This window comes from Psychromonas sp. KJ10-10, assembly GCF_047323245.1.
In the GTDB taxonomy this organism is placed as follows: domain Bacteria; phylum Pseudomonadota; class Gammaproteobacteria; order Enterobacterales; family Psychromonadaceae; genus Psychromonas.
This window is the reverse complement of sequence record NZ_CP178826.1, coordinates 2,124,950-2,138,142: the sequence shown is the minus strand read 5'-3', so window position 1 is coordinate 2,138,142 and position 13,193 is coordinate 2,124,950. Positions and strand designations below refer to the sequence as shown.

The following is a 13,193-nucleotide window of genomic DNA, read 5'->3' as shown; positions in this document are numbered from 1 at the left end:
CAGAAAACCGCGCTAAAGTAATGGGTATCATGGTATCTCTTTGCCTTAACGTCATTCTTAACAGGTATTACTGAACCAATCGAATTTGCTTTCTTATTCGTTGCACCTGCTCTTTATGCAGTACATGCTTTACTTGCGGGTTCTGCTTTTGTAATGACAAACCTACTTGGAATGGTACACGGTACTTCATTCTCACACGGTTTAATCGATTTCTTAGTACTTTCTGCTAACGCACAAAAAATGGTCATGTTTGTGATTATGGGTCTTGTTTACGCTGACAATTTACTACACTGTATTCCGTGTTTTGATTAAAGCATTTAACCTTAAAACACCTGGTCGCGAAGAAGAAGAGAAACAAGTAGTTAAAGAAGTTGAAGTTAACCCATCAGAAATGTCTATCCTACTTGTTGATGCCTTTGGTGGTAAAGACAATATAGAAAACCTAGATGCCTGCGTTACTCGATTACGTGTATCAGTTAAAGATATTTCTTTGGTTGATAAAACCCAATTGAGAGCGCTGGGAGCGGCAGGAACATTAGTTTCAGGTAATGGTGTACAAGCAATTTTCGGTACAAAAGCGGATAATTTAAAAACGGATATGGAAGTATATTTAGCTAAATAAGAACTAAATGCTGAAAGCCGTAAGACTGAAATGCTGAAAAGCTGGAAAGCTGAAAAGCCGTAAGGCTGGAAAGCCGTAAGGCTGGAAAGCCGTAAGGCTGAAATGCTGAAAAGCTGGAAAGCTGAAAAGCTGGAAAGCCGGAAAACTGGAAAGCCGGAAAGCTGGAAAGCTGGAAAGCCGGAAAGCTGGAATGCTGGAATGCTGGAATGCTGGAATGCTGGAATGCTTAAAGCCTTAAAACCCTAAAGCCTTAAAGCCAGCCCTAAAGCCTTATAGCCCTACAGCCTTAAAACCCTAAAGCCTTATAGCCCTGCTGACCTTAAAGCCTTAAAGCCTTAAAGCCTTAAAGCCTTAAAGCCTTAAAGCCTTAAAGCTATTTATTAACCGCTCTTATCGCCACAGCAAGTTGTTTAATCACTTGCTCTGCTGTCATGTTTTCGGTATTAAAATAAGCACTTATAATTTTGCTCATTTCGGTTTGTAAATAACTGCCGGTAGACATGTTTTGTGAAAAAGAAGGTACTAACTGTCCGCTATTAAAATCTGCATAGGACTTTTTAGCACAATCATCAAAGGAGTGCATATCGGTATTGATACGAACAGGAATGGAGCCTTTATTAATATTAAAGTCCTGTTGAAACTCATTGGAAAGTAATGTTTCAATAAATAATTTTTTATTAAACTCTTGATTGATAGCGTTATTTTTTTAAAAAAGACAAAGCTATCAATGTTATAACTAAATAAATGTTTACTCTCAGGAACGTCTACACAAAGATAATCTTGCATAGCAACCTTGCCCTCTGCTTGCCACATTCCCTTTGCCCAATCGCCCATAAATTGCATAGCCGCTTTTTTATCACTTAACATGCGACTTGCGGTAACCCAATCTTTACCTTGTAATTCTTTACTGATATACCGATTAAGCACTTTAAATTGTTTAAAAACAGCTAGCATTTGTTGTGATGTTAAAATGGATTCATCAAAATCAACAAAGGCTTTTTTATATTTTTCAGCGCCTAATAATGACAGTGCAACAGATTCAAATAACAGGCTGTCCTGCCAAGTTGTTCCACCATGTGCCAGAGGTATATAACCCGCTTTTTTTATTTTTTCTGCCACTGCAATAAATTGAGACCATGTTTGTGGTGCTGTTAAATTTAACTCTTCAAATATCGCCTTATTTAACCATAACCAATTAACACGATGTACATTAAGTGGCAATGCCATGTAGTGGCCTTTGTAACTGATAGTTTCACGTACTATTTCTGGTAAGTATTGTTCCCATAAATTAGCGACAACAATATTGTCAACTTCGGTTAACATTCCCATTTTAGCCCATTCAGCGATATCAGGACCTTTGATTTGAGCGACTTCTGGTGGATTACCCGATAATGCTCTCATTTGTAATACACGTAATGCACTGTTTCCGCCACTGCCTACAATCGCAAAGTTTTTCCACTCCACACCTTGTTTTGATAGGGCATCTTTTAACACAGCCTGCGCTTCAATTTCGCCCGGCGCAGTCCACCAATGTAAAACTTCAATTGAATTTGCAAACACCTGAAAGGTGCTTAATTGCATAAATAGAATGAATGATTTTATTATTTTAGTCGGTGTTTTTAACATAGCGCTTATTGGCTTTTATAAATACGGGGAAAACAACAATCACTTCTAATCCACCTTCTTTACGATTAATTAAATAAAGATCTCCATTGTGCGCATGAATAATATTACGCGCAATACCTAGACCTAAACCATGTCCTTCTGAGTCATTATGCAACCGAGTATAAGGGTGAAAAATTTGTTCCATTTTATCTTCGGGAATACCTGGCCCATTATCTTGAATAACGATTTTCAGCTCTTCGGTACTGTCAGTGACAAAAATATTCACTCGACTGCCATATTTAACACCATTGAGAATAAGGTTTGATAAACAACGCTTGAGTGCTAAGGGTTTTCCTCTGAAGGAAGCAATGATGCCACTGTGTATTTTTATTTTATCCTTTTGATGCTCACTGATTTGCACCAATATTTTAAGAATATTAACAGCCTGAATATTCTCATGAATATCGGTTTCTTTTACGCTTTGCAAAGCGCCTTTTACTAACATCTCTAAGTCATCGAGATCTTGATTAAATCTATCTGTCTGTTTCTCATCATCTAATAATTCAGCACGTAAACGTAATCGTGTGATCGGCGTTTTTAAATCGTGAGAGATGGACCTAAATAGAATTTCTCTATCCTGTATATAACGTTGTAATTTCTGTTGCATACGATTAAAGGCTTGGGTGGCGAGCAACAATCTCTAAGGCCCCCTTTTCTTTTAATGGTGCTTGATCCAAGTCGATACTCATTTCTGATACCGCATTAGCTAAATTTTGTAGGGGTTTAGTTTGCCATCTAAATAACAAATATATAAACAATAATAAAAGTAAGGTGGTAAAGGTTAACGTGGATATTTGTTGCCCTGAAATAATCGGGTTATTCGAGAGTAAATATGGTGGAGGTAAAATGGTCGCAAGATAAAGCCATTCATGCTCTGCTATCTCAATTTGTAATACTAGAATCGGCGGTTTAGCGGTCGGTATAATTAAAGAATATGATCCCCATGATGGCGGTAGATCCTTTAATAAAATATCATTCTTTAACACATGTAAGTCATCAGGCGCAGAGAATTCAATTTCCAGGTTTTGTTGTTCTGACAAAGCACTCGATAAAACCTCCCCTACAGTCTCAATCACTTGAGATTTCAATTGGCTATCGGCAATAGGGTTAATAATAATTTTTTCACTATTTAAAGACACAAAGAAACGACTTCCGCCCATTCCTCTTAATTGCTCTAACACAAGGTGGCGATATTGGAGCGGTAAGTCCTTAAAAAAGGTAACCGTGCTTAATGCGCCTTCCGCTAAATGCTTAGCATTAAGAATAACTGATTTTTTTCATTTTCTGTAAATTGACTTACCCAAAAGAAACTACTGATTGTTTGAGCAACCACCACTGATACCATAGTCAGTAATAACATGCGCGAAATCAGTGAGCGAAACAGTAGTTTGAAATAAGACATTAATTTTCCGTATGGATAGGCGCGATAAACAGGTAACCTTTACCTCGCACCGTTTTAATCATGCTAGGTGCTTTAGCATCATCGCCTAAAAAATGGCGTAAACGACTCAAATGCACATCAATACCACGTTCATTAGCAAAGGCGTCGCGTCCATGTAATGATTGACAAATTTGATCCCGAGAAATTGGTTTTTCACCACTTTCTAAAAACAACATCAGTAATTGATAATCCGCCCCTGTCAAAGGAAAAACGGTATTGTCAGTATCTAATAAAACATGCTGTTGTGTATCAAGTTTCCAATTCGCGAAACACAAGTATCTCGCTTTTTCTTTATCTTGGATTTCCTGAGCATGTTTAGCAACAAATTGTGTACGTCTTAGCAAAGCCTTAATACGAGCTAATAATTCACGTGGGCTAAAGGGTTTTGCAATATAGTCATCTGCACCGATCTCAAGACCAAGCACACGATCCATTTCATCAGAGTTGGCCGTTAACATAATGATAGGCACATCTGAAGTTTGTCTGATCCGCTGGCATAAAGTAAATCCATCATCGCCGGGTAACATGATATCTAAAATGATCAAATCAGGCATGGATACCTTTAATTTCTGGTTCATCTCAATACCATCTTCAGCAGTGATCACATCAAAACTATTTTTAGTCAGGTACTCAGCCAAAAGCTCACGAATATCTTGATCATCATCAACTACCAATACCTGTTTTACATTAGTCACAATTTCGCCTTTTCATTTTTATTCTTGATGGAGAAGAATAGCGAAACTCTACTAAGTTGTGTAGTAATAAAACTCGGAAAGATCGACTCGGTAACAAGTGTTTATTAATTCATCACAAAACAAAATATAATAATACATAACAAACACTTACGAAAAACATTAAGGTTTTGATATAATTTACACTTGTCAGCAATAAAAACGATGCTAAAATGCGCGCGTTTTATAATGCAAATCCCCCCAATTTTAAACTGAAAAAGGAGCACGATATGACAGTTCAATCTAGTTACACATATTGTAGCTCTAAACCTAAGCGCAAATTTACAAAATGCGCCTTAATCACAGAACCTTGAGCCCTAGCGCTTCACCTTTGTTAAACCTTTAACCTTGTTAATCAGGGTAAAAACCATTTTTTAAGTTGCATTTTTGGCAACCCTTTAACTATTTTAAGGATTTTGTTATGCAAAATGTCCTCAATCTTGCGCCTGATATGGTGTTGACTAATTACCAAGAGACACCCGTTGTTAATGCACCTTATGACTTGGTACCCGATGAAGTGTTACTAAGCCAAGAACATTATGAATCTGAAGTGCGTTCATATCCGCGTCGTATTCCGATTGCAATTCAATCAACACGTGGCGTGATTGTTGAAGATACTAAAGGGCAAACTTATGTTGACTGTTTAGCCGGCGCAGGCGCGTTACCACTGGGTTATAATCACAGTGAAATTAATCAAGTAATGATCACTCAGTTAAATGAAGGTGTTCCTTATCAAACACTAGATTTAACTACGCCAAGCAAAGATGCATTTATTAAAGCTGTGATGCAGTTTTTACCTGCTAATTTTGCCAAAACAGCACGTATTCAATTCTGTGGCCCTTCCGGTGCAGATGCTGTTGAAGCCTCAATCAAATTGGCTAAGTTATATACCAAACGTAACACTATGGTGTCTTTCCACGGTGCTTATCACGGCATGACAAATGGTTCATTAGCATTAACGGGCAGTTTAAGCGCTAAAAGTCGTCGCACGGGTTTGATGTCAGATGTACACTTTTTCCCATTCCCATATAGCTATCGTTGTTCTTTTGGTTTAGGTGGTGAACAAGGTGCAGTACAAAGCATTCGTTATATTGAATCAGTATTGTGTGATGACGAAAGTGGTATTACTAAACCGGCGACTATTATCGTTGAACCAATTCAAGGTGAAGGCGGCGTTATTCCAGCACCTAAAAAATGGCTTCAAGAATTACAGCCGCATCACAAATGAACATGGCATTCTGCTAATTTTTGATGAAATCCAATGTGGTATTGGCCGCTCGGGTGATAACTTCGCCTTCGAAGCGTCAGGCATAGAACCTGATATTTTGATTTTATCAAAGGCAGTTGGTGGCGGTATGCCAATGTCTATTATCCTTTACCATGAAAAATTTGATTGTTGGAATGCAGGTGAGCACACAGGCACTTTCCGTGGTAACCAATTAGCGATGGCAAGTGGTGCTAAAACCCTAGAAATTATCAAACGTGATAATTTAACGGATAATGCACGTTTACGTGGCGAGCAACTGCGAAATGGCCTTAGTGCGTTACAACAAAAATTCCCTGAAATTGGTGAAGTACGCGGTCGTGGTTTAATGAATGCGATTGAAATCATCAATCCAAACAGCATTAATGCACTTGGTCAAGCCGAAGGCGCGCCAGAACTAGCCGCTAAAGTTCAGCGAGCGACATTAGAGTTGGGTTTGATCATTGAAAAAGGTGGGCGTAAAGGAGCCGTATTACGCTTTTTACCGCCACTTATTATTAGTGAAGTTCAAATCGATTTTGTTATTGCAACACTTGAAAAAGCATTTGTAAATGTATTAGGAAATGGTTCATGAACCACTCTCAATATTTTATGCATTTAGGGGCAAATAATCGCCCCTTTGAATATGCGACTGATTTAACGCAAAAGAGTATTAACAGTCTTTTTCAAGATATCACTAAACCCTATTCAGGACTAGATCCTGAACAGTTAAAAGCGCAACTTGAAAACGTAGATTTATCAAAAAAAGAGCCCTTAGTGGATGTGATCGCTTGTGTGAATAAACTGATCGCAAAAAACTCTGTGATAGTTCAGCATGCGCATACCCTAGCGCATCTGCACACACCACCATTAATTGCTTCCGTGGTAGCCGAACACTTTATTGCGACCTTAAATCAATCTATGGACTCTTGGGATCAAGCACCCGCGACCACCTATGTTGAGCAGTTATTAGTGGATTGGTTATGTGATACCTACCAATTAGGTGCGCAATCCGATGGGGTGTTTACCAATGGTGGCACACAAAGCAATTTGATGGGCTTATTACTAGCACGCGATTGGTTTGCTCATAAGCATTCAGGCCATAATATTCAACAGGATGGTTTACCAGAGTACGCACATAAATTTCGTATTCTTTGCTCCGATAAAAGCCATTTCACCATTCAAAAATCAGTCGCTTTAATGGGCTTAGGTGAACGTTCTGTTGTGACTGTCAAAACCAATATTCAAGGCCAGATAGATTGTACTGACTTGCAATTAACTATCGATGCTTTAAAAGCACAGGATCTACTTCCTATTGTTATTGTTGCTACCGCAGGTACAACAGATCACGGCGCAATTGATGACTTACAACAGGTTGTTAATATCGCCAAACATCATGGGTGTTGGTCACATATTGATGGTGCTTATGGTGGCGCGTTAATGCTTAGTGAAAAACATAAAGGCCGTTTGCAAGGCATTGAATCAGCTGACAGTGTTAGCGTAGATTTTCACAAATTGTTTTACCAAACGATCAGCTGTGGCGCTTTATTAATTAAAAATAAAGAACACTTTAATAGTTTGTTACACCATGCAGATTACCTTAATCGTGAAGGTGATGAACTACCAAATTTAGTGGATAAAAGCATTGCAACAACAAAGCGTTTTGATGCATTAAAAATGTTTATGACCTTAAAAGCCGTTGGTGCTGATACCTTAGGTAATATGTACGATGACTTACTTGAGTTAACCCAACAAGTCGCAGAATTAGTTAAACAGAATGAAACCTTTGAACTGTGTTGCGAGCCATTATTATCAACGGTTTTATTCCGACTTCAGGATCAAGGTGATTTATCTGAGCAGGCCTTTAATCAGCTACATCAAACATTACGTTTACAATTATTAACAACGGGTGAAGCTGTTATTGCGGAAACCAAAGTTGATGGCAAATTATTTTTAAAATTTACATTACTTAACCCATGCTTGAAGATTGAAGATTTTGATGCGCTATTTATTAAAATTGAAACAATGGCAAATCAACTACTTTCAGAAGCTAAAATGGATGTATTCAGCACCCCTTCAAAGTGAAGGAGTCTTTATTAAATTAGGGTGTAAATGCTCAGGGCTAAGCTATTTATGCTTGGTTCAAGGCGGAAAAGCGCAGTTTAGTGGTTTAAATGAGCATTTTCCAACGATGAAATAGGCTTAAATAGCGACGGCCTGAGTAATTACGCTAAAATTAACAATCAGGAAACTTTATAATGTCTGTATTACAAATCGGCGCCGGTGGCGTAGGTTGGGTTATTGCCCATAAATGTGCTCAACATAATGATGTTTTTGGTGACATCACTATCGCATCACGCACCCTTTCAAAATGTGAAAAAATCATTACCTCAATTAAAGGGCGTAATAATTTAAAAGACACAAGCAAATCTATTAACGCTTCAAAGGTTGATGCAGATAATGTTGAAGCACTGATCGCACTGATTAATGAAGTAAAACCAGACTTATTAATTAATGCAGGACCTCCTTGGGTCAACGTAACAATTATGGAAGCCTGTGTGCAAACCAAAACTGCTTACTTAGATACATCGGTTGCGACAGATTTATGCGACCCAGGACAACAAGTACCTGAAGCTTATGACCCGCAATGGGCCTTTGCAGATCGTTTCAAAGAGGCTGGCATTACTGGTATTTTAGGTGCTGGCTTTGATCCAGGCGTAGTGAGTATTTTTGCTACCTACGCACATAAACACCTGTTTGATGAAATGGATAGCATTGATGTCATGGATGTAAATGCCGGTGATCATGGTCAAAAATTTGCGACTAATTTTGATCCTGAAACTAATATGCTTGAAATTCAAGGCGACTCTTTCTATTTTGAGAATAATGAATGGTTTCAAGTGCCTTGCCATAGTCGTATGATGGAATTTGATTTCCCTGTTGTTGGTAAACAAAAAGTGTATTCAATGGCACACGATGAAGTACGTTCAATGGCTGAATTTTTACCAGCGAAACGTATCGAATTTTGGATGGGCTTTTCTGATACCTATTTAAATTATTTTAACGTGATGCGCGATATTGGACTATTAAGTTCAACACCTGTAACCACAACGGATGGCATTACTGTTGAACCATTAAAAGTGTTAAAAGCAATTTTACCAGATCCAACCTCATTAGCCCCTGGCTACACAGGCCAAACCTGTATCGGCACATGGGTACGTGGCAAAAAAGATGGCAAAGCAAAAAGCGTCTTTATTTACAATATTTGCGACCATAAAGAATCTTATATTGAAGTTGAGCATCAAGCGATTTCTTACACTACGGGTGTGCCTGCTATCACTCGTCGCACTTTTATACTTCCAAGGAAAATGGAGCGATAAAGGTTTATACAATGTTGAGCGACTAAACCCCGATGACTTCCTTGAGTTAATGCCAAAAATTGGTTTAACTTGGCAAGTACAAGAACTAGAAGCTTAAAGGCTATAGAAAGCTGGAAGGCGAGAAGGCTTTAGGGCTTAAAGGCTTGAAGCTGGAAAGCTGAAAAGCTGAAAAGCTGAAAAACTGGAAAGCTGAAAAACTGGAAAGCTGAAAAGCTGAAAAGCTGAAAAGCTGGAAAGCTGGAAAGCTGGAAAGCTGGAAAGCTGGAAAGCAGGAAAACTGAAAAGCTGAAAAGCTCGAAGCTGACAACTGATTCTGGGGCTTTTTGCCCCTTTTTACATTTTAAAGTGCAAAATAATGAACAAAGATAATCTGCAAACACCCTATTTCTTAATAGATGAAAATAAGCTTATCGATAATCTCGAAAAAGCAAAATATTTAAAGGATCTTTCAGGTGCAAAATTAGTGCTTGCACTAAAATGTTTTTCTACCTTTGGCACCTTTGACACTATCAAACCTTATCTTGATGGCACAACCAGCTCTGGTCCTTTTGAAGTGAGATTAGGTTACGAAGAGTTTGGTGGTGAAACACATGCCTATAGCGTGGGTTATTCAAATGCAGATATTGATGCCGTTAAAGAGATGTCTGATAAAATTATCTTTAATTCATTATCACAACTTAATAGCCATTACGATGATTGTAAGGATCATGCCTCGATTGGTCTGCGTATTAATCCAGAAACGCGGCATGGCAGGACAAGACCTCGCTAACCCAACGCGCGCATATTCTCGCTTAGGTGTGAAACAAGACTTATTAGACTTATCTGTACTGGAAAAAGTCGAAGGTTTTATGTTTCATATGAACTGTGAAAACAAGGATGTTGATGCCTTTATCGCGATTCTGGATCATATTTCAGCCACTTTTTCTGATTACTTAAACAGTCTGAAATGGCTTAGTTTAGGTGGTGGTATCTTTTTTACTTACCCAGATTATCCGATACAAAAATTAGCTAATGCGCTTAAAGCATTTAGTGAAAAACATGATATTCAACTATATCTTGAGCCTGGTGAGGCGATCATTACTAATACTGCGGATTTAGTGGTGAGTGTTATTGATATTGTTGAAAATGAGAAAAAAACAGCCATTGTAGACAGCGCCACTGAAGCACATCGTTTAGATACCCTCATCTATCAAGAGCCTGCTTCAATTCGTGAAGCATCTTCAACAGGTAATTATCCTTACATAATTGGTTCATGCTCTTGCTTAGCTGGCGATCAATTCTGTGAAACGCAATTTGATGCGCCATTACAAATAGGCCAGAAGTTGCATATTATGGATAGTGCAGGTTATACCATGGTGAAATTAAACTGGTTTAATGGTTTAAAAATGCCAAGTATTTATTATCAAAGAAGCACTGGTAACATTGAATTATTAAACGAATATGGATACCAAGACTTCAAAACCATGTTGGGTCAAAAATAATATTCCTCCGTTGTTGCGTGGGAAATCAGTTTTTCCCACTATTCTTTTCCGATTTTTCACCAGTTTTATCAAATCTACATCACAAATCATTATCAAAACACATTAAAAGTTGATTTATACCTCTTTACGAACAACACTTTTGTAATACAATACCACAACAAGTTTTAGTTGTGGTTATTTTTCAATCAAATTAAAACTACAAACCAAACAATAATTTAGGGAACTATTCATTTTTCTGTTTGGAATATCTTTTAACTAATCAATGAGAATATAAACATGTCTAAAAAAATTGCTTTAATCACTGGTGCGACTGGTGGGATCGGTTTTGCTGTTGCTAAACGTCTTGGTCAAGATGGTTATACAGTTGTTCTTAATGGTATCGAAGATAAAGTCGGTGCAGAACGTGTTGCAGAACTAACAGCAGAAGGTATCGAAGCTGAATACTACGGTTTTGACGTGACTAACGATGTTGCTGTTACTGAAAATGTAAACGCGATTGGCAACAAATATGGTCAAATTGATGTTGTTATTAATAACGCAGGTGGTTTAGGTGGCCGTAGTTCAATCGAAGAAATGACCACTGAATTCTTCCGTTTTGTTATGGCACTTAATCTTGATAGTGCATTCTTCGTTTCCCGTCGTCGCTATTCCATTTATGAAGAAAACTGAAGGTGGTTCTATTATTAACTACACTTCAAACGCGACTTGGAATGCCGGTGGCCCAGGTGCAGGTATCTATGGTACTTCTAAAGCGACTGTTCACACATTAACCCGTGCCCTTGCTAAAGAACTTGCTCCTGCTGGTATCCGTGTTAATGCGGTTTCTCCTGGTACAATCGATACACCATTCCATCAACAAATTAAAGATACTAAACCAGAAGTATTTGCTTCTTGGAAAGACAGTATCATGCTTGGCCGTTTAGGTGAGCCTGAAGATGTTGCAGGTGTTATCTCTTTCTTAGTAAGTAAAGATGCTTCATTTATTACAGCTGAAACAATTCAAATTGGCGGTGGTCAAGCATTAGGTATCTAGGTATCTAATATCTAAACGTTAAGAAAGTAAGATGCTTTACTGCATAAATTCAAAAGCGACATAAGTAATTATGTCGCTTTTTATTTGTCTATTCAAATGCCCTACCTAACATATCTTGTAAAATAACCACTTAGCAACAAAGTTGTGTTTAATTGCATTAGCATGTTATAAAGTTAAAGTATTATCACAGTATAAGTTTATTCCTATTGAATTTAGCAAAAATAAAATGGAAATTTATGACAGATAAAAGCTTACAGATAGATAAAAAGTGGTTACAACGCCTCAGCGATGAACCAGGAAAAAAAGACTCTTAGATAAACGCTCCCCCTTTCAGCGTGATAAAGCACGTGTATTACATTCGGTCGCCTTTCGAAGACTACAATCTAAAACACAAATTCATAATAATGGATTAAGTGACTTTTACCGTACACGCTTAACCCATTCCTTAGAGGTTGCCCAAATAGGCTCAGGTATTGTCGCTCATCTTTCTCTAACGCAACCTGAATTTGAGCCAATATTACCTAGTAATAACTTAATTGAAACTATCTGTTTAAGCCATGATATCGGACATCCACCCTTTGGTCATGGTGGCGAAACAGCTTTAAATTATATGATGATTAAAGATGGTGGGTTTGAAGGCAATGGTCAGACATTCCGTATTTTAACGCAACTTGAACCTTACACTGAATTCAACGGTATGAACCTTACCCGCCGTAGTTTATTAGGTCTATTAAAATACCCAGTGTGCTTAAGTGAAATCAGTGCACCTTATCCTGAAGATACTAGTCGTAACTTTCGTGAATTAAAAACTGAAGAATGGATGCCTGGTAAAGGCATTTATGATCATGATAAATCCTATCTTGAAGCAGTATTATCGCCCCTATGCCCTTCCGACAAAGCACGGTTCCACACCTTACGAGCTCAAGAAAAAGGTGGCACTAAACATAAAAAATCACGTTATAAATCCTTTGACTGCTCTATCATGGAAATTGCAGATGATATCGCCTATGGAGTACATGATTTAGAAGATGCTATCGCAATGGGTATAGTTAGTAAATCCCTGTGGCAGGAAGAGGTTGAAACACAGCTTAACAATATTAAAGGTTTTTGTTTAAGTACCCAACTTGCTAACCTCACTAACAACCTATTCTCAAGTCAGCATTTCAAACGCAAAGATGCCATTGGCGCACTGGTTAACGCGTTAATTACTTCCATTGAAATCGACAAGGTAGATGATGAATTTATTGATCCACTTTTGGCTTACAATGCAAATTTAGCACCATCGATGTTTACTGTACTAGAAATACTCAAGGGATTTGTTTTAAATTACGTGATCAAAAGCCCTGACCTGCAAATATTAGAGTACCGTGGACAGCAAATTGTGATGGAATTATTCGAAGCATTTAATGCAGGGCCAACGCGCTTTTTACCAAAACACATTAAAGCGGTATATCTACAACAAACCGACCCATCGCGTAAAAAGCGTGTCATTGCCGATTATATTTCCAGTTTAACGGATAATCATGCATTACGTTTGCATGCAAGTTTATTTAGTAGTAATCAAACTAGTCCAATGATTGGGCAACATGCTTTTTAA

General features: G+C 37.9%; 16 protein-coding genes and 1 pseudogene. 12 read left to right on the top strand and 5 right to left on the bottom strand.

Annotated elements, in window-relative coordinates; all coding sequences use genetic code 11:
- The first annotated feature begins 66 nt into the window (after positions 1-66).
- The 3 genes from ACLKMH_RS12400 to ACLKMH_RS12390 all read left to right on the top strand — a co-directional run bounded on the left by ACLKMH_RS12400 (position 67) and on the right by ACLKMH_RS12390 (position 868).
- Positions 67-312: a hypothetical protein gene (locus ACLKMH_RS12400; protein ID WP_413702331.1), complete on the top strand. Its 246-nt coding sequence runs from the start codon at positions 67-69 to the stop codon at positions 310-312.
- Positions 266-622, top strand: coding sequence for a glucose PTS transporter subunit EIIB (locus ACLKMH_RS12395; protein ID WP_413702206.1), 357 nt, complete (start codon positions 266-268; stop codon positions 620-622). Before ACLKMH_RS12400 ends, ACLKMH_RS12395 begins: the two co-directional genes overlap by 47 nt.
- A gap of 102 nt (positions 623-724) precedes the next feature.
- Positions 725-868: a hypothetical protein gene (locus tag ACLKMH_RS12390; RefSeq protein ID WP_413702205.1), complete on the top strand. Its 144-nt coding sequence runs from the start codon at positions 725-727 to the stop codon at positions 866-868.
- Positions 869-1,144: 276 nt separating this feature from the next.
- Here ACLKMH_RS12390 and ACLKMH_RS12385 read toward each other — a convergent pair whose 3' ends face one another.
- The 5 genes from ACLKMH_RS12385 to ACLKMH_RS12365 all read right to left on the bottom strand — a co-directional run bounded on the left by ACLKMH_RS12385 (position 1,145) and on the right by ACLKMH_RS12365 (position 4,423).
- The gene (locus tag ACLKMH_RS12385) at positions 1,145-2,182 is read right to left on the bottom strand and encodes an ABC transporter substrate-binding protein (RefSeq protein ID WP_413702204.1); all 1,038 of its coding nucleotides are present in this window, start codon (positions 2,180-2,182) and stop codon (positions 1,145-1,147) included.
- Between the two features lie 46 nt (positions 2,183-2,228).
- A complete protein-coding gene (locus tag ACLKMH_RS12380; protein ID WP_413702203.1) occupies positions 2,229-2,921 on the bottom strand; it encodes an ATP-binding protein in 693 nt (230 codons plus the stop codon).
- The gene (locus tag ACLKMH_RS12375) at positions 2,899-3,468 is read right to left on the bottom strand and encodes a hypothetical protein (RefSeq protein ID WP_413702202.1); all 570 of its coding nucleotides are present in this window, start codon (positions 3,466-3,468) and stop codon (positions 2,899-2,901) included. The genes ACLKMH_RS12380 and ACLKMH_RS12375 overlap by 23 nt, the downstream gene beginning before the upstream one ends.
- A gap of 62 nt (positions 3,469-3,530) precedes the next feature.
- Positions 3,531-3,689 (bottom strand): hypothetical protein, encoded by a 159-nt coding sequence (locus tag ACLKMH_RS12370; protein WP_413702201.1) that lies wholly within the window; start codon positions 3,687-3,689, stop codon positions 3,531-3,533.
- Complete coding sequence (locus ACLKMH_RS12365) at positions 3,689-4,423, bottom strand: response regulator (RefSeq protein ID WP_413702200.1); 735 nt, start codon at positions 4,421-4,423, stop codon at positions 3,689-3,691. Before ACLKMH_RS12365 ends, ACLKMH_RS12370 begins: the two co-directional genes overlap by 1 nt.
- 457 nt (positions 4,424-4,880) lie before the next feature.
- Between ACLKMH_RS12365 and ACLKMH_RS12360 the strand changes: the two genes are divergently transcribed.
- The 9 genes and pseudogenes from ACLKMH_RS12360 (at position 4,881) to ACLKMH_RS12320 (ending at position 13,193) form a co-directional block, all read left to right on the top strand.
- Positions 4,881-5,687 (top strand): aminotransferase class III-fold pyridoxal phosphate-dependent enzyme, encoded by an 807-nt coding sequence (locus ACLKMH_RS12360; RefSeq protein ID WP_413702199.1) that lies wholly within the window; start codon positions 4,881-4,883, stop codon positions 5,685-5,687.
- Positions 5,623-6,297, top strand: coding sequence for an aminotransferase class III-fold pyridoxal phosphate-dependent enzyme (locus ACLKMH_RS12355; protein ID WP_413702198.1), 675 nt, complete (start codon positions 5,623-5,625; stop codon positions 6,295-6,297). Before ACLKMH_RS12360 ends, ACLKMH_RS12355 begins: the two co-directional genes overlap by 65 nt.
- Entirely contained in the window at positions 6,294-7,787 is a 1,494-nt protein-coding gene (locus ACLKMH_RS12350; protein WP_413702197.1) for a pyridoxal phosphate-dependent decarboxylase family protein, read from the top strand. Before ACLKMH_RS12355 ends, ACLKMH_RS12350 begins: the two co-directional genes overlap by 4 nt.
- 173 nt (positions 7,788-7,960) lie before the next feature.
- A complete protein-coding gene (locus tag ACLKMH_RS12345) occupies positions 7,961-9,082 on the top strand; it encodes a saccharopine dehydrogenase family protein (RefSeq protein ID WP_413702196.1) in 1,122 nt (373 codons plus the stop codon).
- A 355-nt stretch (positions 9,083-9,437) separates the two neighbouring features.
- Positions 9,438-9,851: a hypothetical protein gene (locus ACLKMH_RS12340; protein WP_413702195.1), complete on the top strand. Its 414-nt coding sequence runs from the start codon at positions 9,438-9,440 to the stop codon at positions 9,849-9,851.
- Positions 9,829-10,563, top strand: coding sequence for a hypothetical protein (locus tag ACLKMH_RS12335; protein ID WP_413702194.1), 735 nt, complete (start codon positions 9,829-9,831; stop codon positions 10,561-10,563). Before ACLKMH_RS12340 ends, ACLKMH_RS12335 begins: the two co-directional genes overlap by 23 nt.
- 276 nt (positions 10,564-10,839) lie before the next feature.
- Positions 10,840-11,232 (top strand): SDR family NAD(P)-dependent oxidoreductase, encoded by a 393-nt coding sequence (locus ACLKMH_RS12330; protein WP_413702193.1) that lies wholly within the window; start codon positions 10,840-10,842, stop codon positions 11,230-11,232.
- Positions 11,219-11,596 carry an SDR family NAD(P)-dependent oxidoreductase gene (locus ACLKMH_RS12325; RefSeq protein ID WP_413702192.1) on the top strand — a complete coding sequence of 126 codons (378 nt, stop codon included), beginning with the start codon at positions 11,219-11,221 and terminating at the stop codon, positions 11,594-11,596. Before ACLKMH_RS12330 ends, ACLKMH_RS12325 begins: the two co-directional genes overlap by 14 nt.
- Before the next feature lie 236 nt (positions 11,597-11,832).
- A pseudogene (locus ACLKMH_RS12320) lies at positions 11,833-13,193 on the top strand (anti-phage deoxyguanosine triphosphatase).

Excerpts from the sequence above, each read along its gene's own strand:
- ACLKMH_RS12390 (WP_413702205.1), top strand. The coding sequence starts at position 725 with ATGCTGAAAAGCTGGAAAGCTGAAAAGCTGGAAAGCCGGAAAACTGGA.
- ACLKMH_RS12370 (WP_413702201.1), bottom strand. The coding sequence starts at position 3,689 with ATGTCTTATTTCAAACTACTGTTTCGCTCACTGATTTCGCGCATGTTA.
- ACLKMH_RS12360 (WP_413702199.1), top strand. The coding sequence starts at position 4,881 with ATGCAAAATGTCCTCAATCTTGCGCCTGATATGGTGTTGACTAATTAC.
- ACLKMH_RS12350 (WP_413702197.1), top strand. The coding sequence starts at position 6,294 with ATGAACCACTCTCAATATTTTATGCATTTAGGGGCAAATAATCGCCCC.
- ACLKMH_RS12345 (WP_413702196.1), top strand. The coding sequence starts at position 7,961 with ATGTCTGTATTACAAATCGGCGCCGGTGGCGTAGGTTGGGTTATTGCC.
- ACLKMH_RS12340 (WP_413702195.1), top strand. The coding sequence starts at position 9,438 with ATGAACAAAGATAATCTGCAAACACCCTATTTCTTAATAGATGAAAAT.
- ACLKMH_RS12335 (WP_413702194.1), top strand. The coding sequence starts at position 9,829 with ATGGCAGGACAAGACCTCGCTAACCCAACGCGCGCATATTCTCGCTTA.
- ACLKMH_RS12330 (WP_413702193.1), top strand. The coding sequence starts at position 10,840 with ATGTCTAAAAAAATTGCTTTAATCACTGGTGCGACTGGTGGGATCGGT.
- ACLKMH_RS12325 (WP_413702192.1), top strand. The coding sequence starts at position 11,219 with ATGAAGAAAACTGAAGGTGGTTCTATTATTAACTACACTTCAAACGCG.